Origin of the sequence: uncultured Veillonella sp. (assembly GCF_937981445.1) — a bacterium.
Classification (GTDB): domain Bacteria; phylum Bacillota; class Negativicutes; order Veillonellales; family Veillonellaceae; genus Veillonella_A.
Genome location: NZ_CALJON010000031.1, coordinates 23,766 through 49,880, shown reverse-complemented (window position 1 = coordinate 49,880; position 26,115 = coordinate 23,766). Strand labels below are relative to the sequence as shown.

Annotated in this window: 20 protein-coding genes, 1 pseudogene and 1 riboswitch; of the genes and pseudogenes, 4 read left to right on the top strand and 17 right to left on the bottom strand. The window is 40.8% G+C overall.

The features are described 5' to 3' along the window. Positions 1-232: 232 nt before the first annotated feature. From Q0376_RS05010 to dapF, 3 genes are all read right to left on the bottom strand, one after another. Positions 233-493 carry an HPr family phosphocarrier protein gene (locus tag Q0376_RS05010; RefSeq protein WP_298704817.1) on the bottom strand — a complete coding sequence of 87 codons (261 nt, stop codon included), beginning with the start codon at positions 491-493 and terminating at the stop codon, positions 233-235. Positions 494-740: 247 nt separating this feature from the next. Further along, entirely contained in the window at positions 741-2,480 is a 1,740-nt protein-coding gene (ptsP, locus tag Q0376_RS05005) for a phosphoenolpyruvate--protein phosphotransferase (protein ID WP_298704815.1), read from the bottom strand. A 73-nt stretch (positions 2,481-2,553) separates the two neighbouring features. Then, positions 2,554-3,384, bottom strand: a complete 831-nt coding sequence (gene dapF, locus Q0376_RS05000) for a diaminopimelate epimerase (protein ID WP_298704813.1) — start codon at positions 3,382-3,384, stop codon at positions 2,554-2,556. A gap of 907 nt (positions 3,385-4,291) precedes the next feature. On the opposite strand from dapF, the gene Q0376_RS04995 reads away from it, so the two are divergent. The 3 genes from Q0376_RS04995 (at position 4,292) to Q0376_RS04985 (ending at position 8,975) form a co-directional block, all read left to right on the top strand. Next, a complete protein-coding gene (locus Q0376_RS04995; RefSeq protein WP_298704811.1) occupies positions 4,292-5,908 on the top strand; it encodes an L-lactate permease in 1,617 nt (538 codons plus the stop codon). A gap of 336 nt (positions 5,909-6,244) precedes the next feature. Continuing rightward, entirely contained in the window at positions 6,245-7,348 is a 1,104-nt protein-coding gene (locus tag Q0376_RS04990; protein WP_298704808.1) for a lactate oxidase, read from the top strand. 13 nt (positions 7,349-7,361) lie between these two features. Beyond that, complete coding sequence (locus Q0376_RS04985) at positions 7,362-8,975, top strand: L-lactate permease (RefSeq protein ID WP_298704806.1); 1,614 nt, start codon at positions 7,362-7,364, stop codon at positions 8,973-8,975. Positions 8,976-9,184: 209 nt separating this feature from the next. On the opposite strand, the gene Q0376_RS04980 is transcribed toward Q0376_RS04985, so the two are convergent. Then, positions 9,185-9,649, bottom strand: a complete 465-nt coding sequence (locus Q0376_RS04980; protein ID WP_298704804.1) for a DUF523 domain-containing protein — start codon at positions 9,647-9,649, stop codon at positions 9,185-9,187. A gap of 29 nt (positions 9,650-9,678) precedes the next feature. Next, complete coding sequence (locus Q0376_RS04975) at positions 9,679-10,599, bottom strand: EamA family transporter (protein ID WP_298704802.1); 921 nt, start codon at positions 10,597-10,599, stop codon at positions 9,679-9,681. 221 nt (positions 10,600-10,820) lie between these two features. Here Q0376_RS04975 and Q0376_RS04970 point away from each other — a divergent pair, with 221 nt between their 5' ends. Next, complete coding sequence (locus Q0376_RS04970) at positions 10,821-11,105, top strand: GNAT family N-acetyltransferase (protein ID WP_298704800.1); 285 nt, start codon at positions 10,821-10,823, stop codon at positions 11,103-11,105. 80 nt (positions 11,106-11,185) lie between these two features. Here Q0376_RS04970 and fic read toward each other — a convergent pair. The 12 genes and pseudogenes from fic to Q0376_RS04910 all read right to left on the bottom strand — a co-directional run bounded on the left by fic (position 11,186) and on the right by Q0376_RS04910 (position 26,029). After that, positions 11,186-11,788, bottom strand: a pseudogene (gene fic / locus Q0376_RS04965) (protein adenylyltransferase Fic). Between the two features lie 269 nt (positions 11,789-12,057). Beyond that, positions 12,058-13,593 carry a glutamine-hydrolyzing GMP synthase gene (gene guaA, locus Q0376_RS04960; RefSeq protein WP_298704797.1) on the bottom strand — a complete coding sequence of 512 codons (1,536 nt, stop codon included), beginning with the start codon at positions 13,591-13,593 and terminating at the stop codon, positions 12,058-12,060. Positions 13,594-13,727: 134 nt separating this feature from the next. Beyond that, entirely contained in the window at positions 13,728-15,044 is a 1,317-nt protein-coding gene (gene thiC, locus Q0376_RS04955) for a phosphomethylpyrimidine synthase ThiC (RefSeq protein WP_298704948.1), read from the bottom strand. 324 nt (positions 15,045-15,368) lie between these two features. Further along, positions 15,369-15,467, bottom strand: a riboswitch (TPP riboswitch). Between the two features lie 157 nt (positions 15,468-15,624). Further along, positions 15,625-16,869 carry an ABC transporter substrate-binding protein gene (locus Q0376_RS04950; protein WP_298704795.1) on the bottom strand — a complete coding sequence of 415 codons (1,245 nt, stop codon included), beginning with the start codon at positions 16,867-16,869 and terminating at the stop codon, positions 15,625-15,627. Further along, entirely contained in the window at positions 16,866-17,735 is an 870-nt protein-coding gene (locus Q0376_RS04945; RefSeq protein ID WP_298704793.1) for an ABC transporter ATP-binding protein, read from the bottom strand. Before Q0376_RS04945 ends, Q0376_RS04950 begins: the two co-directional genes overlap by 4 nt. A gap of 13 nt (positions 17,736-17,748) precedes the next feature. Beyond that, positions 17,749-18,756 carry an iron ABC transporter permease gene (locus Q0376_RS04940; protein ID WP_298704791.1) on the bottom strand — a complete coding sequence of 336 codons (1,008 nt, stop codon included), beginning with the start codon at positions 18,754-18,756 and terminating at the stop codon, positions 17,749-17,751. Position 18,757: 1 nt separating this feature from the next. Further along, a complete protein-coding gene (locus Q0376_RS04935; RefSeq protein WP_298704789.1) occupies positions 18,758-19,750 on the bottom strand; it encodes an iron ABC transporter permease in 993 nt (330 codons plus the stop codon). A gap of 12 nt (positions 19,751-19,762) precedes the next feature. Beyond that, positions 19,763-21,985, bottom strand: coding sequence for a TonB-dependent siderophore receptor (locus Q0376_RS04930; RefSeq protein ID WP_298704787.1), 2,223 nt, complete (start codon positions 21,983-21,985; stop codon positions 19,763-19,765). Between the two features lie 249 nt (positions 21,986-22,234). Beyond that, positions 22,235-24,160 (bottom strand): TonB-dependent siderophore receptor, encoded by a 1,926-nt coding sequence (locus Q0376_RS04925; protein WP_298704785.1) that lies wholly within the window; start codon positions 24,158-24,160, stop codon positions 22,235-22,237. An 80-nt stretch (positions 24,161-24,240) separates the two neighbouring features. Further along, entirely contained in the window at positions 24,241-24,999 is a 759-nt protein-coding gene (locus Q0376_RS04920; protein ID WP_298704783.1) for a TonB family protein, read from the bottom strand. Positions 25,000-25,008: 9 nt separating this feature from the next. Further along, on the bottom strand, positions 25,009-25,413 hold the full coding sequence (locus Q0376_RS04915) for a biopolymer transporter ExbD (protein WP_298704781.1): 405 nt from the start codon (positions 25,411-25,413) through the stop codon (positions 25,009-25,011). 13 nt (positions 25,414-25,426) lie between these two features. Then, positions 25,427-26,029 carry a MotA/TolQ/ExbB proton channel family protein gene (locus Q0376_RS04910; RefSeq protein WP_298704779.1) on the bottom strand — a complete coding sequence of 201 codons (603 nt, stop codon included), beginning with the start codon at positions 26,027-26,029 and terminating at the stop codon, positions 25,427-25,429. Positions 26,030-26,115 lie beyond the last annotated feature (86 nt).

Here is a 26,115-nt window from a genome sequence, read left to right as displayed (position 1 = left end):
AATCTGATATAAGGTGAATACTCATAAACTTCTCGCAGATGGCTATTTAACCATACGAGCCTTTTCTCTCTTGTGCTAGCTGGATACGGCTAATACCTCAAACTAGTTGTGTAATACACTTCTCATAGACGACCATTTAGCTTGTCTAACCTGGGAGTCGAGAGAAGTGTATTACACAACATCATGTCTAGAGATTTAGTACCAGCTGCACAAAGAGACCCTAAAGGCGAGCCTAGTCTTTGTGCGTCGTCAAAAATTCTGCCAAGGCTGCTACAGCGTCTGCTTCATCAGCACCTTCTGCAGAAATAAGTACTTCTGCACCTTTAGTAGCACCTAAAGTAAGAACAGTTAAAATAGATTTAGCATCAGCTTTCTTTTCGCCGATGGAAACAGTAATTTTAGAAGCAAATTTAGCTGCTAATTGTGTAAATAAAGTCGCTGGACGAGCATGTAAGCCGGATTCGTTAGTAATAATAACCTTTTGTTCTGTCATGAGTCATTCCATCCTTCCACATTATAAGAATATTTGTATATTCATAATATACTGTTTATTTTAGTATAGGTAACTACTTTTTGGCAATAATAGTTTTTTCAAAGCAAAGGTTAAACCTATATCATATAAATAATAAATACATTTCAAAATATATCTACACCAAGTGCCTAAGCGCCGTGTAGCCTATATTTTTCAAACCTCTTTGAAGTGAATATACCACTTAAGTATACTCTCATAGCTTTAATAATTATAAATTAATGCCTTTGGCCTCTAATACAGACCGCGCATAATCAGAAATCTCCTTAGCAGTACTCATAGTCAAGGCATTGTTAGCCACCTCTTCACATTCTGCAACTGTAACATGGCGAACAATTTCCTTAATCACTGGAATTGAGGAGGCACTCATACTAAACTCATCCAAACCAAGGCCAATTAAAATCATCGTAGCCAATGGGTCGCCCGCCATTTCACCACACATACCGGTAATATGTTTTACATTATGACTGGCTTCAATCGTATTTTTTATTAAGCGCAATACTGATGGATGAAGTGGCTGGTATAAATTACCAATTTTTTCATTCATTCGATCCACTGCTAATGTATATTGACATAAGTCATTCGTACCAATACTAAAGAAGTCTACATGAGGAGCAAATAAATCAGCTGATACAGCAACCGATGGAATTTCCACCATAATCCCTACTTCAATATCTTCATTAAAGGCAATGCCTTCAGCCCGAAGTTCCTCTTTTGCCTGCTCTAATACAGCATTCGCCGCCTTTACTTCTTCAATAGAAGCAATCATAGGATACATAATTTGTACCCCACCAAAGGCACTGGCGCGAAGGATGGCCCGTAATTGGGTTTTAAAAATATCGGTCCGATCTAAACTAATACGAATGGCTCGATACCCCAAGAATGGATTCAACTCCTTAGGTAATTGAAGGCATTTCAACTCTTTATCGCCACCAATATCCATGGTGCGAATAATAACAGGATTGCCATGTAATCGTTCAGCCACTTTTTTATACACTTCAAACTGTTCGTCCTCTGTAGGAAGAGCGTCATTTTTCATGTACAAGAATTCAGTTCTAAACAAACCAATCCCTTCAGCCCCTAAATGGCATGCATGACTAGCATCTTGAGCCTTGCCCACATTGCCAAAGAGAAGGACTTTTTTTCCATCCTTTGTTTCAGAGGGAAGTTCGGCCGATTGTTTCAACTCTTGTAAATGCTCACGATAGGCTTTTGCTTCCGCAGCATAGGCTTCAAACTCAGCCTCTGAAGGCGCTAGCAATACTTCCCCTTCTGTACCGCGTACAACCGCTTTAGTGCCATTTACCAAACCATCGATAGGCCCCACACCCATTACAGCAGGAATCTCTAATGTACGGGCCATAATAGCAGCATGACTTGTAGGGCCACCACTTGAAGTAACAAGACCTTGCACTACATTTTTATCAAGAGAGGCTGTATCTGACGGCGTTAAATCATCGGCCACTAAAATTACTTCCCCAGTTAAATGAGCCAAACCTCTTGGACTCATGCCTAGCAAATTACGAAGTAAGCGATCGCCAATATCTTTAATATCTGCACCGCGCTCTCTCATATATGGATCATCCATAGCCAAGAACATATCCGCAAATGTATTAATCTGCTGTTCCGTCGCCGCTGCCGCGGATACATGGGCGCTAGTAATTAATGTTTTTATCCCCTCGCTAAGCGATGGATCTTGTACTATTAATGTGTGAGCTTCGAAAATAGCGGCTTCTGCATCGCCCATAGTTTCACGGGCGCGTTCTTTGATAGCTTGCAATTGAGTTACCGTAGTCTCAACAGCACGCTCTAGAGCTGCTACTTCACTATCTACTTCGGACGCTTCAATCGTAGTTTTATTAACTACAATGGCCTCCTGTTTGTATACATATACAGTACCTGCACCAACGCCACGAGCGCCTGAAATTCCTACGAGTTTTTCCTGTGTCATATTTTACCTCCACACCATCGAGTCCCCATGTATCCATTGATTGCTGAATTACTAAGATTTCATAAACTTAGCTCTATAAACTTAACTCTGTTTCAAACACTTCAGTAGCTGGTCCCGTCATAAACACTGTGCCATCATCTTCATAGCGAATATGCAACGTGCCAAGATATACGTCTACATCTACTTCACGTCCAGTCAAGCCATTTTCATACGCCATAATAACGCTCGCACAGCAACCTGTACCACAAGCTAATGTAGCACCGGCGCCTCGCTCCCACGTACGCACCTTAATATGCTTATCATTTACTACTTCCACAAAGTTCACATTAGTACCACGAGGGAACAATTCGTGCTTCTCCAATTTAGGGCCTAATGTTGTTAATGGCACTGCTGTCACATCTGGAACGAAGACTTCTGTATGAGGTACCCCCATAAGAACAGAACTCACCTCATAAGTCTCATTCTCCACAGCAACAGGGAAGTTCTTTACAATAGCAGCCTCCGATTCCATAGGAATTTGGCGTGCTTCAAAAACTGGTTTTCCCATATCAACAGTGACAAGTGATACCTTACCTTGTTCAATAGTAAGCGTCGGCTTCATAATCCCAGCTAAGGTTTCAATTGCAAATGTATCCTTAGTGATAATGCCTCGCTCATACACATATTTAGCAAAACACCGAATGCCATTACCACACATTTCTGCTTCGCTGCCATCAGCATTAATAATGCGCATCCGCGTATCAGCTATAGTTGACGGTACAACTACCATGATGCCATCGGCCCCAATCCCCGTATGGCGGTCACATAAACGAATGGCAAGGTTGGTAAAATCTTTTTCGGCGCCCTGTTCGTCCACAAATACGACGAAATCATTGCCTAAACCATGCATTTTAGTGAATTTCATATATATTTACTCCTTTTTCTTTTGCATTAAAACTTACTTTTTATTATATCACACTACATATATATTTTATAAGAAAGTAAAACTACAAAAGTGGGACCTAATACGAGCAATTAAGTAGTTTTAACTTTATAAAAATATAGCCGTTGTATAACCTTCCCTCAACGCATAGATAAAACGTAACTTTATGCCTTAGTTTTTCAAATTTGTATATTAGGGACTGACTTCGCCCCATGCATACTCATGCATTAAGCGAATATCAATATATTTCCTCCGCACTCAAATGATTTTGATGCATACATAACTCTACATGGTAGAATTCAAATTTTATATACGAAAAGCTTAAGTGATTGAATTTTCCTTAGATTTTAATTGATTATCATTATAGACAAAGTATTATAAATCCCCTATTTACGGCAATTTATGGCATTTATAATTCTTCTAGTTATTCAATTAAGTTATAAATACCTGAGTAAAATTCAAAATAATCGATATTTAAGACTAGACATTTAACATATTTATGATACTATTGAATAAGAGATATCTAGAATGGTAATAATACCAGTTGGGTAAACTTTCACGAAGCTATATTTTGTAAAGTATACTGTAAACTTATGAGAAGGAAAAGGATATTTATTCTCCCCTATTCAAAAGTAGATGAATATTTGTCCCTAATCAATGTACCAACCGGGCCTGTGCTCATGCCCACTATAAGAATCTCGTCATAAATGCAGGAAAGGGGGCTACTGTCATTCAGTAATGTAGAATTGTGCGTAAACCAGTACGTAAAATAGTGCGTCAATCTCTTGTACGTAACTTAAATAAATTCTCCAATCTTACTATTTAACTAAGTAGTCCACGTGCATGCTGGTAAAGTTACTAAAGCGTTTTATTTTGAAAGGATGATCTCATGATTACAACATTATTCGCCTTGTTGCCACTCTTGTGGCTCATCGTAGCCTTGGCCATTCTTAAAGTTCCGGCCTGGAAGGCTTGTGGTATCGCAGCCATCGGTACCTACATTATCGCTATTTGGCACTTTGAAAAGTCACCAAGCGTAATGTTCTCTGGCGCTCTTGAAGGCGTGGCGCTCGCTATTTGGCCAATCTTATTAGTTATTACGGCTGCTATTTTTACTTACAATCTAGTAGTTCATACAAAAGCGATGGATACGATTAAAACTTTGCTATCTTCTGTTACTTCTGATATGCGTATCCTTGCTTTACTCCTTGCTTGGGGCTTTGGTGCCTTCATGGAAGGTATGGCAGGCTTTGGTACTGCCGTAGCCATCCCAGCAGCTATGATGGTGGCAGTAGGCTTTAACCCATTAAAATCTATTCTTGCTTGTTTAGTAGCTAACTCTGTACCAACTACCTTTGGTTCCATTGCGATTCCAACAACTACCTTAGCGTCCTTAACAGGCCTTGACCCAATCCATCTTGGTACTTTTATTTCTGCACAATTATTTATCTTAAATATTGTAGCTCCGTTCTTCGTTGTGGGGATTATTGGCGGCGGTTTTAAAGCGCTTAAAGGTGTATTTACCATCACTTTATTAGCTGGTTTAGCCTTAGCCATTCCAGAACTTATTATCAACATGACAGCTGGTCCTGAATTATCTGTAATGGTTCCTTCCATTATCATTATGGGTGTTATTATTCTAGGCGCTAAATTCTTACCTGTTGATGATCCTGACTACAAAGTAGAAACAACAAGTCAAAAAATTACTGGCAAAGAAGCTTTTGTTGCGGCTATGCCATTCCTTTTAATCGTTGTATTATTAATTTTAACTTCTAAACTTGTACCAGCTATTAACGCACCATTAGCAGCGATTAAAACTGCTGTACCAATCTATACTGGCGAAGGTGCTAAACCATATACCTTCGTATGGATTGCCACACCTGGTATTATGATTTTCATCGCCGCTTTCATCGGTGGTGCTGTGCAAAAAGCAGGCTTTGGCGAAATGTTTGGCGTGCTTGGCAAAACAATGAAGAACCTCAAGTTCACATATCTCACTATTATTTCTGTAGTAGTAACCGCTAAGTTAATGACTTATGCAGGCTTAACGTCTGAAATCGCTAGTACACTCGTGGCAGCTACTGGTTCCTTCTATCCAGCATTTGCTCCTCTCGTAGGTGCTTTAGGGGCCTTCATTACAGGGTCTGGTACAAATGCCAATGTATTATTTGGACCACTTCAATTAGCCGCTGCTCATGACTTAAATCCAAGTTTTGCAGAATTACCACTTTGGCTTGCAGGCATTAACTCTGGTGCCGCTGGTATTGGTAAAATGTTCTCACCTCAAAGTATTGCCATCGCTATCGGTGCCGTAGCACCAGCCCTCGATGCGTTCATCGAAAGCAATAAAGTGGAAGATGGCAAAGCCAATGAACTCCGTGATAGCATTAAAGCCAATGTAATCATGGTATCTGTTTTAAAATACTTCCTAATCTTTATCGTTGCTGATGGCATCATTTCCTACTTTGGTATGGCCTTCATCAACTTGATTACAGGATTACTTTAAAAATTTGTAATTTCACCTATTGAAATTACATAAATTTACATACTAACTTTTATATAGCAACCTAAGTAAAAAAGACCAAATGAACTTATTTACGCGCAGTAACTACAAGGAGTTCCTTGTAAACTACATGGCCGAAAAGTTACATATTGGTCTTTTTTATTTTGTAATCATAGTGTTGACAACTTTTATTTTTTGTATTAATATATATCTAGTTAGATGTATCTGATTAGATATATCTTGTTAATTGTATCTAGTTAGTTTATTTAAACAAATACATCTAATTAGATTTTGTGTGCACACCATTTTTCACAAGTAGTACAAAAGGAGTCTTTCAAAATGGCAATTACAAATGGTTATTTTCAATCAGAACGAGAAGAAGAATTAGATATTTTAAATTTACCAAGCTTAGAAAATTTAGCAAAACAAAGCATTCCTCAAGGTGGGTTTGGCTATATTTCTGGTGGTTCTGAAGATGAATGGACCTTAAAGGCTAATACCACATCTTTTGACGATGTACAAATCATTCCTAGAGTCCTAGCTCACATTAAAAATCCTAACACTGAAACTAGCGTTTATGGCATCCCTATGAAAATGCCTATTATGATGTCACCAGCTGCCGCTCAAGGTTTAGCACATGTGCGTGGTGAAATGGCTACTGCTGAAGGCATGGCTATGGCTGGCACCATTATGGCCCAAAGCACCTACGGTAACACTACCATTGCCGATACTGCCGCCGCAGGAAATGGAGCCCCACAATTCTTTCAATTATATATGAGCAATGACTGGGATTTTAACCATGCCCTTTTAGACGAAGCTATGAAAGCTGGCATCAAAGCCATTATTATTACTAGCGATGCTACTGTTGGCGGTTATCGCGAAGCAGACAGAGTCAACAAATTTGAATTCCCTCTATCCATGGCTAATTTAGAAAAATTCTCTAGCAGCAATGGTACAGGCAAAGGCATTAGTGAAATTTATGCGGCTGCTATGCAACAAATCGGTCCTGATGAAATTAAACGTGTTGTAGATTATGTAAATGTTCCAGTCATCGTAAAGGGTATTCAATCCCCCGAAGATGCAGAGCTCTCTATCCAAGCAGGGGCCAAAGGCGTATGGGTTTCTAATCATGGTGGTCGCCAATTAAATGGTGGTCCTGCTTCATTTAGCGTATTGCGTTCCATTGCTGATGTAGTAAATAAACGTGTTCCTGTCTTCTTTGATAGTGGCGTACGTCGTGGGTCTCATGTATTTAAAGCCCTTGCTAGTGGTGCTGATGTCGTTGCCCTAGCGCGCCCTGTTATTTATGGTATTGCCCTAGGCGGTGCTAAAGGTGCTGCCAGTGTAATGAATCACTTAAACGAAGAATTACGCATTACTATGCAACTTGCCGGTACCAAAGATATTGAATCAGTAAAAAAGGCCGCCCTACTTACTAAATAAGGACTGATTCACTATGACTATTATATATGCTCTACTTCCTTTAGTCTGGCTCGTTCTATCCTTAACAGTCCTAAAAATGTCTGCGTGGAAGGCTTGTTCAATGGCTGCCTTTATGACTTTTATTATAGCTATACTACCCTTAGGAAAATCAGTCCCTATTATGCTTTCTGGTGCATTAGAAGGGGTGGCCCTTGCCATTTGGCCTATTTTACTAGTTATTACAGCCGCTATTTTCACCTATAATTTAGTGGTCCATACAAAGGCCATGGAAACAATCAAGCTCCTATTATCTTCCGTGTCCTCAGACAAGCGAATTCTAGCCTTATTATTAGCATGGGGTTTTGGCGCCTTTATGGAAGGGATGGCCGGCTTTGGCACATCAGTAGCAATCCCTGCAGCCATGATGGTAGCATTGGGCTTCAACCCCTTAAAATCCATTTTAGTCTGCTTAATTGCCAACTCTGTGCAAACAACATTTGGCTCTGTAGCAATCCCTGTAACGACCTTAGCCTCTTTAACCTCCCTAGATGCAGGCACATTAGGGACCTTCATTTCAATACAATTACTGCTCCCTAATTTAGCGGCGCCTTTTTTTGTAGTCGCTATTATTGGCGATGGTATTAAAGCGATTAAAGGCGTATTTACTATTACCTTATTGGCCGGTCTTAGTCTTGCTATTCCAGAATTGCTCATCAATGCTTTAATAGGCCCTGAATTATCTGTCATGATTCCGTCCTTGCTCATTATGGCCGTCATTATCTGGGGCGCCAAACGATTCCCACCTCGTAATCCTGTCTATGAAGTTAGTATTCAGCACCAAACAATTTCCACTAAAGATGCAGTTCTAGCGGCGCTGCCATTTATTTTAATTATGGTATTACTCATTCTTACCTCGCAAGTAGTACCCCCAATTTATGGTCCTTTATCGTCTATCAAGACTACTGTACCTATTTATATGGGAGATGGTGCCAAACCCTATACCTTCACTTGGCTAGCAACACCGGGGACCATGATTTTTATTGCGGCAATCTTAGGTGGCTTTATCCAAAAAGCTAAAGCATCAGAAATGCTTGTTATTTTAAAACATACTATGAATGATTTAAAATTCACCTATATAACCATTATCGCCGTGGTCGTAACGGCCAAGCTCATGACCTATGCAGGGCTTACAGACGATATTGCCAATGCATTAATCGCTATCACAGGGTCCTATTACCCACTAGCAACACCATTAGTAGGAGCTCTAGGATCATTTGCTACAGGATCAAGTACAAACGCCAATGTCTTATTCGGACCATTACAGCTCTCTGTGGCCCAAACCTTAGCGCCAGACCTAAAGGAATTACCCTTGTGGTTAAGTGCTATTAACTCCGGCGCTTCGGGGATCGGTAAAATGTTCTCTCCTCAAAGTATTGCCATCGCTATCGGTGCCGTAGCACCTGCACTAGATGAGTATATAAAAAATAATAAGCTAAACAATGAATCAGCCTACGCCTTACGGCGCGGAATTCAGGCTGACGTAATTATGATTGCCATCATTAAGTATTTTTTAATCTTTATCGCAGCGTTTAGCATCATATCCTATTTCGGCATAGCATGGATTGATACGATACTAGCCTTAAAATGAGTGCATATTAAATGTAAAATACATTTAATATGAGTAATCTAAAAGCCCCAGTGCCTGGGAAGTTCATATAGTCTTGAAAGGTTTACTATATGAAGATCTAATGCACTGAGGCTTTATTTTTTATACACTTCTGTCTTTATACACTTTTGGTTTTATACATTTCTAGTTTTATATACGTCTAGTTTTAAATATATTTTTTATATTTAGTTTTATAAATTTATAGAAGCGAGATCTTCTATATCTATAGTGCGAATGCCTGCTTGGCGTAACTGTTGAGCAAATATCCCCGCCCCTGCTTTAAGTGTGCCAGAAAAAGTACCATCATACACTTCCTTAGGTCCACACGAAGGGCTTCTCGATTGTAATACAGCCAAATCTACCTTTTCAGCTAGCCCTATATGAAGTGCCTTGGCCGCACCTAAGCGAAACTCCTTATCCACAGAAGTCCCCGTTTCCGTCCTAACAATGCCATTTACAATCTCTGCAGGTACTCTAGGGGTAGGCAAGCCGCCTAACACTTCAGGACACACTGGTATAATTTCCACCGATGTTCCATCCCCCTCAGCAGTCGACTGCAAAAACTCAATATACTCCGCCAATGCAGCACTATAGTTGTTGCCACCATTATATTTACAGTTCTCACCAATTAAACAGGCACTGCATAATATTTTCATAAAATCCCCCATATATAACAAATTTGTGGCTATTTCATAAATAAATTAACCCTATTTGTAATCAATAGGCCCAAAATAATAATGCCACCGCCTAGCCACTGAATGATATCCAAGGTCTCACCAAGTACAAATCGTGCTGTGAGCAAACCAATTACTGGCACTAGTAAGGATAGAGGGGCAATCTTATGTGCCGAATATTTCGCCAATAACATACTCCATAAGCCATAGCCCATGATTGTTGCTAAAAAGGCCAAATATAATACAGAAAAAATTGCTGACCCTGAAATGCTTGCTAGCGATAGCTGTGCTATTTGATTGCCTTCTAGATACAGCGAAGCCAATAACATCGGAATAGGTGGAATTAAACTAGACCACACAACAAGACCTAACATATTTACCTTTTTCTGTTCTGCCGCCGCTATGATAGAAATTTTACGCACTACAATATTGGATAAACCCCAGAAGGCCGCCCCTAGTAGCGTTAATAAAAAGGCCCCTACAGGAATACCGGTACGACTATCCAAGTCCGTAGTGCCAGTATCTAAGCCTAATGCACCACTAATGAATACAAGGCCTATAGCAGCTACTACGAGACCCATAAGTTGATGTTTCTTGACTCTCTCCTTAAATAAAACTGCTGTAAATATAATAGTGAAAAAAGCTTGTGCCTGTAATACCACCGATGCAACACCAGCAGGCATTCCTATATGAATGGCATAAAATAAACAGGAAAATTGCCCCACTCCAACAGTTAATCCATAAGCCAAGAGCCAAGGCCATGTAACCTGAGGCCGCTTCACTAGAAAAATAGCCGGAAAAGCAGCAAAGAAATACCTTAGCGCTACTAATAAAAGTGGTGGCACTGCACTAACGCCCCATTTGATAACAGCAAAATTAAAGCCCCAAACTAAAATAACCGACGCCGCTAATATTATATCGCGTAACTTCATTCTGTAAACTCAAGTCCTTCCAAAAACATCTACAAAGTCTCTATACTACTTTCTATGCTCTTTCTATACTATTTCTAACTATATCTATACTACCTTTATAAAGACGCTCTTTCAATTCACCATATCCCTCAATGCATAGAGCGCAAGTAGCCATATAAACTAATTTCAATTATACTAATTATAACATGACTAATAGATTACACTAATACAAGGAAAACTTTATGATAATACGCCAAGAAACACCTAACGATTACGCAAAAATATACCAACTAATTACAACCGCTTTCAAAAATGCAGAGCACAGCGATGGCAAAGAACAAGATTTAGTTGTAGCCCTACGTCAAAGTCATTCCTTCGACCCCCAATTATCATTAGTCGCCGAAATTGATAGGGCCATTGTCGGTCATATATTATTTACCAAAGTACAAGTAGGAGGACAAACAGCCTTAGCGCTAGCACCACTCTCTGTATTGCCAGAGTACCAACATCAAGGCATTCATGCATGAAGACAGCAATACGGCTTAGTGATATAAAAAATACCACTAAGCCGTATTGCTATTTAGGTGTATATGAAGGCTTATTCTATTTACAGGTCTTCAGTTTTGTATGTCATATAGCCTTCATAGTAATAACTAGCATCCAATCCTTTAAAAAAGGTGGCTTTGCTTAAATCATCAGTAAGTGACTGCTGCAACAAATATTTCAATTCACCTGTAGACACATGGCTACGAATCATAGCCTGTAAATATTCGTCTTTATCCACTTGATTCCAATCTACAATCTTACCTAATTGGGAATGCAACATAGCATCAAGCCATAATCGAGTTGCTCGACCATTCCCCTCTCTAAAAGGATGTGCCACATTCATATCTGAATACTTATCTATAATTTGATCAAATGTTTCATATGGTAATTTATCAATATAATCTAGTGACTATTGTAAAAAAATGCGTGGTGCAAACTGAAAGCCATCTTTCGCAATATTTACATCCCGTATTTTACCAGCAAATTCGTAAATATCTTCAAAAAGAGTCTGATGAATATCAGATAAGCCTTTAAAGGTCCCTATTTCAAATGAAAATAAACGACCCGTTTCAAAAAGAATCTTTGCTTTTTGTTTACTAATCCGTTCTTCTTCACGGCGCAGTTCCATGCTGTTTGCTAAACCTAATTTATTATGTAATACCATTAGCAACTCCTTGAACTAACGTTACATCCGTATACTATTTGCTTTAATCCTAATCAATCAATTCATACATTAATTATATCATATAATGAGCTAAAATCGGTTTCTTCCCTCACCCTCTCGCATACAGAAAAAACTAGATAATTTTCGCAGCAACCCAAAGAGCACGCCCCGCCCTAAATACAAAAATGACCATACATCTTTCGTAGTGACCATTGTTGCGTAGCAACGCAGGAAACGAAGAAGATGTATGGTCTTTTTATTATTTTATCTTATTCCCATTCAATAGTAGCTGGTGGTTTTGATGTAATATCATACATAATGCGGTTAATATGTTTCACTTCATTGATGATGCGTACAGAAATTTTATCTAAAATTTCATAAGGAATACGCGCCCAATCAGCTGTCATGAAGTCTGTAGTAGTTACACCGCGAAGGGCTAAGGTGTAATCATAGGTACGGAAGTCCCCCATAACGCCTACGGTGCGAGTGCTTGTAAGTACTGCAAAGTACTGGTTAATGGAACGGTCCAATTTTGCATTGGCAATTTCTTCACGGAAAATTGCATCGGCATCGCGAAGAATATCGAGTTTTTCACGGGTGATTTCACCCATAACACGAATAGCAAGACCTGGACCTGGGAATGGTTGACGCCATACTAAATAGTCAGCAAGTCCTAATTCCATGCCAAGTTCACGAACTTCATCTTTGAATAGATTGCGAAGTGGCTCGATTAGGCCTTTGAAATCAACTACAGCAGGTAAGCCCCCTACATTGTGATGGCTCTTAATTACTGCTGCATCACCAGCACCAGATTCAATCACGTCTGGGTAAATAGTGCCCTGTGCTAAGAAATCAACAGCGCCAATTTTACGGCCTTCATCTTCAAATACACGAATGAATTCTTCGCCGATAATTTTACGTTTTTGTTCTGGTTCTTCCACACCTGCTAAACGACCTAAGAAACGGTCAGCCGCATCAACACGGATGAAATGCATGCCAGAATCTTTAAATGCTGCTTCTACTTCATCGCCTTCATTTTTACGCATTAAACCATGGTCAACGAAGATACAAGTTAATTGTTCACCTACAGCTTTAGAAATTAGAGCTGCTGCTACAGAGCTATCTACCCCGCCAGATAGAGCAAGCAATACTTTGCCATCGCCTACTTTCTGACGGATTTCTTCAACAGCCACTTTAGCATAATTAGCCATAGTCCACTCACCATGACAACCACATACTTCAAACAAGAAGTTGCGAATCATTTCTTTGCCGTGTTCACTGTGAAGCACTTCTGGATGATATTGCATAGCATATAACTTGCGCTCTACATTTTGCATAGCCGCTACTGGGCAATTATCAGTATGACCTACCACTTCAAAGCCTTCAGGTACAGCTGCTACATAGTCTACATGACTCATCCATACGATTTCGTCTTCACTTAAACCTTTGAAAAGTGGAGAACTTGTATTTACTTTTACCGGTGTTTTACCGAATTCACGAGCTTCAGCGGACTCAACTTTACCACCCAAGGTATGAGCCATAAGTTGCATGCCATAACAAAGACCTAATACAGGCGTACCAAGTTCAAATACTTCCTGTTCAATGCGTGGCGAATTATCTTCATACACGCTATTAGGACCGCCAGTAAAAATAACCCCCATAGGGCGTAATTCTTTAATTTTCTCTACTGCTTTATTGTAAGGATACACTTCGCAATATACGTGGTTTTCACGTACACGACGGGCAATTAGCTGATTATATTGCCCACCAAAATCCACTACAATGACAAGTTCCTTTTGATCCATTATTTCCTCCATGACTGCTGATGATTTATAAAATGGTTTAAACATATTTTTACATTTTATTATACCATAGAAAGGCAAATGAAAAAACAGCCATACACAGGTTGTGGCTGTTTTTCGGCTCATTTTTAATACAACTACATTATATCTACATCTTCACCTGCCAAAATACGCTTCATAGTTCTAGCTGGGCACATTTTACCACACATAGTACAAGTACCTTCACATTCTGGCTTACTGGACTCGTAATAGCGGCGTGCTTTATCTGGATCAATAGCCAGTGGAATCATCGTATCAAAATCCACTGCAGCACGGGCTTTACTCATAGCATCATCCCAAGCTTGCGCGCCAGGAATTCCTTTGGCCAAATCTGCTGCATGGGCAGCGATACGCGTAGCAATAATGCCTTCTTTTACATCATCAACAGTAGGAAGTCGCAAATGTTCCGCAGGCGTTACATAGCAGAGGAAATCGGCTCCACAAGACCCTGCAATAGCCCCACCGATAGCACTTGTTATATGGTCATAACCAGGGGCAATATCGGTCACTAGTGGTCCTAATACATAGAATGGCGCTTCATGGCAAAGTCGTTTTTCTAACTTCATATTGGCGGCAATTTCCGTAAGCACCATATGCCCAGGTCCTTCAATCATGACTTGCACATTATGGTCCCACGCACGTTGAGTCAATTCGCCTAAGGTAATTAACTCTTCAATTTGTGCCGCATCAGTGGCATCATGAGTACAACCAGGACGGCATGCATCGCCAAGACTCAAGGTTACATCATACGTTTCACAAATGTCTAATAAACGATCATAGTGTTCGTAGAATGGATTTTCCTGCTGATTCATTTCCATCCACGCAAATAGCAAGGAGCCTCCACGAGACACTATATTAGTTAGCCGTGGATTATCCTTAATGCGCTGTGCGGTCTTCTGATTCATACCGCAATGAATGGTCATAAAATCTACGCCGTCTTTAGCATGTTGTTCCACGACAGCAAAAAACTCATCTACCGTAATATCCTTTAAATCTTTATCGAGCATGCCCACTGCGTCATACATAGGCACTGTCCCTATCATGGCGGTCGACATTGCGATTAAGCGGTCACGAAAGGCTTTTGTTTTACCAAAATTAGACAAATCCATAATCGCTTCTGCCTTCATAGCTATGGCATTGCGTACCTTTTCTAACTCTTCCTCTAAATTATTATGCTCTGGGGACACGCCTAAGTTAACATTAATCTTTGTACGGCAATTTTTGCCCACCCCTTCAGGGGATAAACTCGTATGCTGTTTATTAGCTGGAATCGCTACTTTACCGCTAGCGACTAAGGCCATCAAATCGTCTAAACGCATCTGTTCTTTTTCCGCTACAATACGCATCTGTGGTGTAACAATACCTCGGCGAGCCGCATCCATTTGTGTTGTATACGCCCCTTGAGCTGCTGGCATCTGACTTGCTACTTTAAGTGGCGCCTGTAACATTTCATGAGCCCCTTTAATACGTCCATTGTCCGCTAACGCTTGCGTAGCCTTTCCTGTATTTACACCAGGTACCCCTTTCACGCCATGTACATCCACTTCATTCACCTGTGCCATACCTTGTTCCATGCCCTTTGCCATTTGTTTTGCCTTCATACATTGCCTCCTTGAATACTATGGAAATTTATAATCAAAACCAATTAAACACCCAAAAAAGCAAGCAAAAACAGCCCATCCACGTATGGATGGGCTGTTAGAGTACGAGTTTTATTTACATACAAAACAAATCAAACTTTTAATTCTCAGTCGCTTTCCTACGTCGGCATTATCCGAATCAGGTCAAGGGTCAAGTCTTGTACTTATCTCAGCCTACAGGCTCCCCTAGCTCTTTTGTGTATTTGCCACAATTATAATACAGACCTATGTAAAAAGCAAATATAAGACCTTCACTACTATAAAACTACTAAATGTAATTGAATGCTTATTAGCTAGGCAGTTTTAAATGTACATCCCCCGATCTTCTACAGACGTCTTATCCAACATGGACAAACTATTTTGAAAAATACTTCACCAGATCATCCATAGCACGCTCTTTAGCAATAATGCCATGAGCATTCCAAACAAGAGGGTTTACATTTAAAATATGCTGCTCTCTTACAGCGGGAATGACCTGCCACAAAGGATCTGTGCGAAGCTCTTCATAGCGCTTTTCAGCAGCCTCCGTATTCCCGGCACTGCTAGGGCCATAACCACTACTAACAATCAAATAGTCCGCCTGAAGTTCTGGCAACATTTCAAGAGAAATCGCTGTAGAATCAGCACCGTTTTGTGTAATCGCCAAAGGGTCTGGCTTTATATTTAATAATTCATACATAAAGCGGTTAATATCATTCGAATCATACGGATAGATTCGCACTTCCTTTTTTAAAATCCGTAAAAATGCTACTGGCGCGTCCCCAATAACAGCCTTAATGGCTATACGGGAATCTTTCACATGCTCATAATAGGTCTTTAAACGAGCCTCAGCCTGCTCTTCACGATGCAAAATACGTCCCAAGGCTAGCAAAGTCACTTCTGACTTTTGCAAATTCAAAGCGCCCACGGGAGCAATTTTACTTAATGCATTAAAAGTATTGCGATCAAACGAATCTCTTAATAAGATAAGATCCGGCTTTAAAGCTTGTACTTGCTCTAAATTAATTGCCTTTGTGGCTTCATTAATGCTAATCGTTTGTACGCCTTGTGAAATTAATTCCTCATGTAAATAAAAACTCTCTGTATTATAAGCCCCCACCATAGGGGCCCCTAAGGCTATCATGGGATCCTCTAAACGGATCACCACAACACGCTGTGGATTCTCTGGCAGAATCGTAGTGCCGTATTTATGTTTCAACACAAGCCGCCCTTGTTCTTCCTTAAACAGCGCGTCTGTCTCCTTTTTAATCCGCTCATAGCGAGCATCTAATTCCTTATCAATCGCCTCTGGCGAATCAGAACGAGGTATAGTCACATCAAATAGAGACTTTGTAACAGCCCTCTTTTGTAGCAGTGAGTTTATATTCCCATCGGCCACAGCACAACCACTCGTGAACACAGCTAAGACTAAAAGGGCACTACATGCACTATATGTAATCCCTGACGCCTTATGCACGTAAAAAGTCTGCCCCCACTTCGGACATTCATATCGAGAAATCATCTTCCACCACATCATAAGCTTATGTAGGCGCATCATAGTCTTACGTAGGTTTGACACATTATCCTTATGCAATATCTTAAGGCGGTACCACCACTTCATAGTGAACCTCCCACATATTGGGGAATACAGAAGGGCAAACCTGTAACAGGATCACGCATAATCATGGCCGTAATATTAAATACATCGTGAAGCATTTCATTGGTAAAAACCTCTTGTGCCGTCCCTTCAAATCGCACAGTCCCTGCTTTCATCGCAATAATATGGTCAGCAAAACGAGCCGCTTGATTTAACTCATGCAAAACCATAATTACAGTCTTATTAAATTCTGTATTTAAATAATCCACTAATTGTAAGACTTCTAATTGATGGGCAATATCTAAAAAGCTTGTGGGCTCATCTAGAAATAGGACATCTGTATCCTGAGCTACAGCCATGGCAATCCAGGCATGCTGCCTTTGACCACCTGACAAACGGTGAATAGGCCTATCCGCCAATTCCTCTAAATGAGTAATTTTCATAGCCCAATTAACATAATCACGGTCTTCCTTGCTAGTTTTTGAAAAAATCCCATTTCTATACGGCGCTCTGCCATAGGAAATAAGCTCCCTCACAGTAAGGCCCTCTGGCGCCGTAGGATGTTGTGGTAAAATAGCCACTTTCTTAGCTAGCTCATGAGTTGGAATGTCATGAATGGACTGACCATCTAAATATACAGACCCTGACATAGGTTTAATAATACGGCAAATCGTCTTTAGCAACGTAGATTTACCACAGCCATTAGAACCTATTAAGGTAGTAATTTTTCCTCGAGGGATGGTGAGATTTAAATTATCTATAATGACTTTTTTATCATAGCCAGTGCGCAAATTCTCTATCTGAATATCACGCTCATCTTGCCTAGTCTTTGAAGACTTCCTCGAATTGACTTGCTCAGCCATTGTTGCTACTTTCAATTGTTCATCCATCTTATTCCTCATACTATCGCTGCTTTCGTCCTAAAATAAATAAGAAATACGGCGCCCCCACTAAGGCCACTACAATCCCTACGAGCATTTCACCAGGAGCTATAACAACACGGCCAATCCAATCCGCCGTAACTAAGAGCCAACCACCAATCAATGCCGCCAAAGGCAATACATAAGTACAATCAGCTCCTACTAAACGCCGTGCTATATGAGGTGCCACAAGGCCGATAAAACCAATACTACCACCTACAGCCACACAGGTAGCCGCAAGAACAACACCAATGGTCAAGAAAAGCAAGCGGCTTTTATTAATTGCTACCCCTAGGCCAATGGCAGTTTCATCGCGCAAAGCCAATACATTCAAAGTGGTTCGCTTGGCATACACAAGGAAAAACAAAATGATGAGCACTACCAAAAGAACATTCACATGAGCCCAGCTAGTACCTGAAATACTGCCAATGAGCCACGCATTTACTTGATGGAATTGTTCTGATGATAAACTTACCACAAAAAGCAATTGCACCGCATGAATCCCTGCTGTCAAAGTAATACCACTCAGTACCAGTGCATAATTACCTTCTGATTTACCATGATGCAAAGATAAACCATAAATACTCCCTGACGCTAGTAAAGCCCCGGCAATGGCCACTAAAGGTAAAATCCAAATAGGAAGTCCTTGATTATTTGGCAGGGCATAAATAAGTACCATCACTGCTAGGCCAGCGCCGGCATTAACACCGAGCAGCCCCGGCCCAGCAAGCTCATTACGAGTAATCTGTTGAAACAAAACGCCCGATACAGCTAAGCCCATACCAATGAGTACGGCTAATATAGCGCGAACTAGGCGAAAATCAAAAACAATTAAATTCTCCTCCGCCGTACCATGCCCAAGAAGCACGGCCAATAATTGGCTATGAGAGAAGTAGGTAAAGCCTGTACTCACATGTAAGAAAAAAAATCCTAGTAAGAGCACTAAAAATAAAATACTATAACCAATAAAGCTCTTCGTACGCTTACGCACTTCATCGCCCCTTTCTGTTTGCTAAATATAAGAAGAAAGGTACGCCTAATAAAGCGGTAATAGCACCTAAAGGAATCTCATGTGGCGGGGCCACAGTCCTTGCAACTAGATCAGCAGCCACCACTAAAACAGCCCCCAATAAGCCGGTGATAGGTATTAATTTTCTATAATCAATCCCTACGAGCTTTCGCCCCATATGAGGCGTTATAAGCCCTACAAAACCTATGGGCCCTGCAACAGCCACGGCCGAACCACATAATAGGAGCACTGCCACACTGGCTAAGACGCGGATGCGCATCATATGACCACCTAAACCAATGGCCATTTCCTCACCAAAATTAAGTAAAGTAATAGATTTTGACAAATAGACCGCCAGCCCTACGCCCACTACAGTCCATGGTCCTAAGAGCAGAACTTGAGGCATTAGCACGCCACTGATGCCACCTGCCGTCCAATAGCTCAAATCTTGGGCCACATCAAAATACACGACTAAAGCTTGTGTGATGGCTAACAAAACAGCACTCACCGCTGTTCCCGCTAGGGCTAAAAAGACTGGTGACATATTGGCGCCTTGACGATTGGCTAAGGCCATAATGCTCATTGTAGCAAGAGCTGCGCCTAAAAAGGCAAAGATAATCATCACATTAAGGCTTGCTTCAGGAAAGATAATCATTGCCACTGCTAGCCCCAACGCAGCCCCTGAATTAATACCCATAATAGAAGGACTTGCCATGGGGTTATTTGTGATACCTTGCATTAAACAACCTGCTACGGCAAAGCTAATTCCACAAAAAATACCTAATAACAGGCGTAGCAAACGCAAGGTTTGAATCAATAATTCCTCCACCTGTGTTGGGTCATATGCAGTCAGCGCTTTCCAGATAGTTGTGCCACTTATAGGTCGGGCTCCTACAGTAAGAGAGAATCCCCCCAACACAAGCAATAGAACTAATAAAGCTAGCCCCAATAGCCCAGGCTGTCTATACCAATTCATGAATCACTCCCGTTAGAAATCAGCCGACACAGAAAGGGTGAAGGTACGCCCTTTACCAAGATAGATAGCATTTGTCGTACTGCCTTGCAAGGCACGCCATTTTACAGTATCAAGCACATTATACACATTGGCACGCACAGTCACAGGCGTTTGATTCCAGTTGAACTGATAGCGAGCCCCTAAATCCCAACGAACCCACGCGCTAGTGCTGAGGGTATTGGCCATATTTACATAAGCCTTGCCATTATAGGTCAGGCGAGTAGTAACCGCTAAGCCCTCTACAGATTTAATATCTTGATCCACGCCAACTACGGCACTCCAACGAGGAACCCCTGTGGCTTGATTCCCTTCATAATTAGCATACGTAGACGCTAAGGTGCGATATTTCGCATCCATAAAGGTAATACCGCCTAAGATACGAGTCCCTTCGCGAGGCTCACCAAACACACTTACTTCAATGCCGCGATTACGCTGTTTGCCAGCCAATTCATAGTAATTTGCATCAGTAGTAATGAAACTTGGATTATCCATAGTAAAGGCACTAATAGTAGTAGCTAATTTGCCAAAGTCAAATTTAGCACCCACCTCGTATTGCTTCGTTTTATATGGAGCAAATACTTCACCAGAATTTTCAGTGCCACTTGGTGCTATCTCACCTAAAGAAAGAGCTTGCGCATAGTTTGCATACAAAGAGGTACGGTTATTTAGTTTATGCACAATACCAAAGGTTGGTGTAAAGGCAGTTTCATCATATGTGGTGGCGCTTTTTACTTTAGTTCCATTATATGTATAGGACGTGTCCTTCACATTTTGAATGCGCCCGCCAACAATAAAATTCCACTTTTTATCTGCCGTAGTCATAATATCGCTAATGCCCACACTTTGTTGTACGCGGTTATCGCGAAGTAAATAGGGACCAAAGCTACCATCTGTAAAATTCTGCCAAGCTGGACTGTACACACTTGTCACATACGTATCGCTTACTTTCGGCTTATCTTCAAATACTTTATAGCGAACTTGGGAGGCAGCCACACTAATTTCATGGTCCAAGGAGCCGGTCTGAACATGGCCACGCACGCCGATTTCACTGGAAATCGCCTTATTAATCTGGCGATTATGTACATAGGTAACCTTGGCGTTGCCATTTACATTATTTAATAAGAAACGATTCGACAAACTGTCCTGCGATGTATTACGCATGCCGAAAGCAGCCCAAGCACTCCAAGTATCATCTAAATCGTATTCGCCCTTCCAAAGAAAATATTTTTCAGTCAAACGACGATAGGTCCCAGGGGCACCGAATTTGGCATCATCAGCTACACCTGGCAATGATGTCAACTTATTAGCTGTTGCCTGTGACATAGTAACTTGGTATTGTGGATCTTCAATGTCATTGTAAATATAGCCTAAATCTAATGAACTCCTCCAACGTTCCCCTTTCGCATCAAGCCCTAACGCCACTGTATTGGCACTATTTGATTCTCCTTCATAGGCATCTTCTTGTGCACCACGATTAAGCACATTGAGACGCACGCCATATTTACCATCATTAAAACGACGACTCATATCCAGTTGTTGCGTGAATTGATGCCCTTCACCGTAAGTCAAAGTAACCGTATTTTTATCTTCAGATCCAGCATGCTTTGTTACATAATTAATCACACCACCTACTGTATCATTCGGCGCCATACCGCTGAGCATAGCACTAGGGCCCTTCAAGATTTCTACATTTTCAAGATATTCAACGCCCGTATAATAACGTGGAGCTACGCCATATATACCATTTAACTGCACATCTTGTTGTGTAGTTTTAAAACCGCGAATACTCCAAGCATTAGAAGCCCCCGACAAGGTTAGATCTGTCACGGAAGGATCATTTGACGTCACATCAATAATATTCGTAGCCTGCTGATTTTGAATCGTTTCTTCTGTAATAGAGGTAATATTAAATGGCACATCTAAGAAATCCTTTTTACCTAACATACCAATAGTACTACTACGGGCAACTTGCCCGCCAGCATACGTTGCATCCCCTACGGCAGGCGCTTCACTCTGCGGAGCCGGTGGTTGTGCATTAGTCACAATCACTTCGCCCAAGTTATAGACTTCCTCATCAGCAGCCCCTACAGGAGTTCCCACTGCCGCCATAGACCACACACCTAATACTAAAGCGCACATAATCTGTGCTTTTAATCGTTTGCTGCGCCACGCAGCATTCATCTTACTGTTATTCACAATATTTCTCCTCTTTTTTCATATAACTTAAAACATCTTTTTTCATATAACTTAAAACATCATATGTATAAAAACTAAATGGCAAATCTAAAAAACTAAACATCATATCTAAAGGGACATGCTATATATGGCTCCAAAATCTTATGTACCTAAAAAAACACACGACTTAAATACGCCGTGTGTTTCTCTGTAATACTCGTAACATATAATGTTATACAATATTGTCTTGCCTTTGAAACAGTATACGACTTAGAAAGTATGCTCTACGCCCACTACATAATGGCGCTCTGGCATCGCATAGGAACCAATAGTTGTGGATAGCTCTACTTCATAAGATTCATTCGTTAAGTTAAACGCCTGTGCATAAATTTTTGTTGACTCATTGAGTTTGTAATTTATATTCACATCCCACACAAAATAGGAAGAGTCTGAATATTTTGACTCAGAGCGACCAGTTACATATTGGAATAAATTATTCACGGCCCAACGATTCTTTTCATAGGAAAGCTCTACACTGTAGCGATTCGGATGGCGATTATTGCTGTCATTCACATAGCCATTACCTACATCTTGTTTTATTTTTAAATAACTGTAGCCCATTTTAAGTCGCCATGCATCATCTAATTTATACGTAGCGCTTAAGTTAAGACCTTGCCGTTTTTCACGATTTACATTTTCATAATAACCTGGAATATACGTATTATCAGGTCCATCATAACCATTTACCCAAGAGAGTGCATTTTTTAATCGACTCTTAAACACACTCGCTGACACCGTTAATCGATTATTTACGGCACTGTCAATCCCTAATGTAACAGTTTGAGATTTCTCTTGTTCCAAATCAGGATTACCTCGCCAGAATTCTGTATTGGCATATAACATCTTAAGTGTCGGATTATTGACCGCTTGTCCCCAAGACACATAGGCATGCGTATGGTCATTGAGCTTTTTATTCAATCCTATATGCGAAGCAAAATCGCCACCAAAGGTATCATGATGTTCATAACGCGTACCCAAATTAGCCGTCCAGCCAGAACCTAATTCCCATTTATCTTCAGCATATACGGCCTTGCTAATCATAGATTTATCAAAGGCTACACCATTATTTTCTTCTTTAATATGCTCTTGATTGTAAGTAAGACCACTAATCAAAGTATGGTCTCCCAAGGTCCAGGTCTTTTGTCCTTCTAAACCGTCCATGGATAAATCATGGCCGTAAGAACTCGCTGAAGAACCTGAGCCAAAGCCGGATTCGCTAGTTTCTGTATTTCTATAGGCACGAATAAAAGTCCCAGAATCGATGCCAAAATTATAGGTAATGCCATAACTCATATCCACTGTATCTTTAACATTGCCTGCCCCAGTAACAATGCCCTTTAATGGATTCTTTAAGCGAATACCATAGCCGTCTTCTTTTTCAATGCGGCTAAAATCTAAACTTAATTGATCATCTCCAATGTAGCGATCATAGCGCGCAGTCCACTTATCACGGTCAATATATGTGTCAGGGAATTCATGTCTATTACCATTCACATCTTTATAATGCACATTATCACGACGTTCCTTAGTATAGCTTACAAAATAGCCTTGCTTTTCGTCGCCCCCTTCAGTCATGATAGTGCCTTTGCGATGCCCCCAAGATCCAAGCTCACCACGCACCATCGTTTTTTGACCTTCTGCGGGTGTCTTCGTAATAATATTAATAACCCCCGCAACAGCACGCTCACCATAAAGTGCAGAGTTAGGTCCTTTTACTACTTCAATACGCTCAATATTATCTACTGGCACTTGGTCAATATCAATCGCATTAGAAGCCCCAGATACTACTAAATGGTCCCAGTTCATCTTACGACCATTCACCATCACAAGAACACGAGTATCACCATTAAGTTCTGGATAGGCGGCAAAGCCTTTTTGTATAACTGGTATATTATTAGCTTTTAAAGCATCTGAAACATTACTATAATTACCTTGCTCAATCTGTTTAGCGCTAATGACCGTAGTATCGGCAGGAATATCTATTTTCTTTTCTGCCAATCGACTAGCCGTCACCATAACATCCCCTAAATCATATACCGCCGTATTCGTTTCCTCAGCGGCCCACACAGTTGTTGCCATAGTACCTACCAACGTAGCTAATATAGCTCGGCTCATATACTTATGAGTCTGTTTCATTGAAACCTCCATAACAGGGCTAACCTACACCCACTCAATAAAAACACCCTATACAAAACACAAAAAAATTTTGACTTCTCTTAATTAGGCCTAAATGTCAAAGTAGCCTGTGAAGACACGGCCGTTCCATTAATTGTTTTAGGTGAAAAGCTAGCAGAGCGCACAATGCCAAGTACCTTACGATCATAGGTACGGCTACCACTGCTACTACTAATGCTTGCAGCCGCTACATTACCATCAGAGTCAATAGTAAAATGTACGGTTACAGCACCAGGAGCATCACCTTCAATATTGGTAGGTCCTAAGTATTCTGGTGCAATAACTACATCTTCTTGTACCACACCATTGGCACTACCGCCTAAGACACCGTCTTCAGAGCCATTAGGATCACCTTGGCGTCCTTCTTCAGTGCCCGTACCAATCCCACTGCCTTGTCCACCGCCGGTCGCCGTACTAGCACCACCACTAGAAACTGGCGTAGCGCCTTGACTCATACTAGGTGCTACGGTTTCAGTTAACTGCTTTACAGGCACACCATTTTTTACATCTTCTAATTCTTGTGCTGTCAATGGCGGTGGTGGCGCAATATTAGATTTCTGAGGTGCCGCAATTTGTGGTCCCCCATTGCCACCTGCATTAGGCGAATCTCCAATGAGACTAATTGACACCGGCGTTGTATCTGGCACCACTGCAGGCGTATGAGTCAAGGACCACACAAGACCTGCTACTAACGCAAAATTAATTACAAGAGAGCTAGTAATGGCCATTTTCCAACGGTCTTTATAAATATGAGCAAATGGCGAGGCCGCATGTTTATCACGCACTGCTGTATCTTCCATTTACATCACCTACTTACTTTCTGTTGCTACCGCAATCTTCGTTAATTGCATTGTCTTTAATGTATCTAAGACTTGCACAAATTCACCATATTGGGCCTTTGTATCGGCACGTAAAATAATGGTAATATCTTCCCCTTTAGCCTTCTCTACTTGCAGACGTTTCACCATGCCATTAAGGTCCATCTTATCTTGTTCTACATAAATGCTGCCGTCAGCAGTAATTGTAATAGGAATCTTGCGCTGAATATCTACCGCACCGGCTAATGCAGTCGGTAAATTAACTGGCATAGAACGCTGTACTACCATGGATAGCATACTCATCATGAAGAATACTAACAGGAAGAAGATAATATCAATCATCGGAATGATCATAAGCTTAGACTTATTAGTAGTTCTCAAACTTCTAAGTTGCATACTTAACTCCTTTTTATGCTATATCAGCAGCTGAATTCATATACACATTACTAATTTCTTCCATATCAGTAATCAATTTATCTTGTTTTTGTACTAAATACGCATGAATAACAAGCGCAATAATGGCCACACATAAACCAGTAGCTGTCGCAATTAATGCTTCGCCTACACCGCCAGTAATAGCAAATGGTTGTCCATCAGATACAGAAAGAACACTGAAGGAGCTAATCATACCGGTTACAGTGCCTAATAACCCAAGTAAAGGCGATAAGGTAACGATAGTTTCTAAATAATTCAAACGAGAGCGAAGGCGCCCTGCAATGGCCCCAGCAGCCCCTTGAAGAGCGGCGCTCTTAGATTTAATACTTTCACGGCGAATCGCTGCAGTTAACATTTCAGAAGCAACGCCACCATCTTCAGCGCATAAGGCTTCTAGCCCATTCATATCATTTTTTGCGGTCAACTGAGGAATCTCTTCACGCAGTTTATCCATATTGGATTTTGCTGCACTGTATGTGCGTAAACGTTCTACTAAAATTGCAATTGAAATGATGGAGCAAAGTAATAAAGGATACATTACTAAGCCACCTTGATGAAATAACTCTACTATTTCCATTATTTTTCCTCTTTTCTTATTCATATATCTTAAAAACTAACAGCCTAGCATCCTAGACAATATTGTGGAGCTGATGCGGCTAAGCC

What these genes read in the sequence shown, in the direction of transcription:
- Q0376_RS04995 (WP_298704811.1), top strand. Translation starts at nt 4,292, where the DNA reads ATGATTACAACATTATTCGCCTTGTTGCCACTCTTGTGGCTCATCGTA.
- Q0376_RS04910 (WP_298704779.1), bottom strand. Translation starts at nt 26,029, where the DNA reads ATGGAAATAGTAGAGTTATTTCATCAAGGTGGCTTAGTAATGTATCCT.
- Q0376_RS05010 (WP_298704817.1), bottom strand. Translation starts at nt 493, where the DNA reads ATGACAGAACAAAAGGTTATTATTACTAACGAATCCGGCTTACATGCT.
- Q0376_RS04945 (WP_298704793.1), bottom strand. Translation starts at nt 17,735, where the DNA reads ATGGATGAACAATTGAAAGTAGCAACAATGGCTGAGCAAGTCAATTCG.
- thiC (WP_298704948.1), bottom strand. Translation starts at nt 15,044, where the DNA reads ATGCCAGCAGCTCAAGGGGCGTATACAACACAAATGGATGCGGCTCGC.
- guaA (WP_298704797.1), bottom strand. Translation starts at nt 13,593, where the DNA reads ATGGATCAAAAGGAACTTGTCATTGTAGTGGATTTTGGTGGGCAATAT.
- dapF (WP_298704813.1), bottom strand. Translation starts at nt 3,384, where the DNA reads ATGAAATTCACTAAAATGCATGGTTTAGGCAATGATTTCGTCGTATTT.
- Q0376_RS04980 (WP_298704804.1), bottom strand. Translation starts at nt 9,649, where the DNA reads ATGAAAATATTATGCAGTGCCTGTTTAATTGGTGAGAACTGTAAATAT.
- Q0376_RS04915 (WP_298704781.1), bottom strand. Translation starts at nt 25,413, where the DNA reads ATGCAACTTAGAAGTTTGAGAACTACTAATAAGTCTAAGCTTATGATC.
- Q0376_RS04985 (WP_298704806.1), top strand. Translation starts at nt 7,362, where the DNA reads ATGACTATTATATATGCTCTACTTCCTTTAGTCTGGCTCGTTCTATCC.
- Q0376_RS04950 (WP_298704795.1), bottom strand. Translation starts at nt 16,869, where the DNA reads ATGAAGTGGTGGTACCGCCTTAAGATATTGCATAAGGATAATGTGTCA.
- Q0376_RS04920 (WP_298704783.1), bottom strand. Translation starts at nt 24,999, where the DNA reads ATGGAAGATACAGCAGTGCGTGATAAACATGCGGCCTCGCCATTTGCT.
- Q0376_RS04935 (WP_298704789.1), bottom strand. Translation starts at nt 19,750, where the DNA reads ATGAATTGGTATAGACAGCCTGGGCTATTGGGGCTAGCTTTATTAGTT.
- Q0376_RS04925 (WP_298704785.1), bottom strand. Translation starts at nt 24,160, where the DNA reads ATGAAACAGACTCATAAGTATATGAGCCGAGCTATATTAGCTACGTTG.
- Q0376_RS04970 (WP_298704800.1), top strand. Translation starts at nt 10,821, where the DNA reads ATGATAATACGCCAAGAAACACCTAACGATTACGCAAAAATATACCAA.
- Q0376_RS04990 (WP_298704808.1), top strand. Translation starts at nt 6,245, where the DNA reads ATGGCAATTACAAATGGTTATTTTCAATCAGAACGAGAAGAAGAATTA.
- Q0376_RS04975 (WP_298704802.1), bottom strand. Translation starts at nt 10,599, where the DNA reads ATGAAGTTACGCGATATAATATTAGCGGCGTCGGTTATTTTAGTTTGG.
- ptsP (WP_298704815.1), bottom strand. Translation starts at nt 2,480, where the DNA reads ATGACACAGGAAAAACTCGTAGGAATTTCAGGCGCTCGTGGCGTTGGT.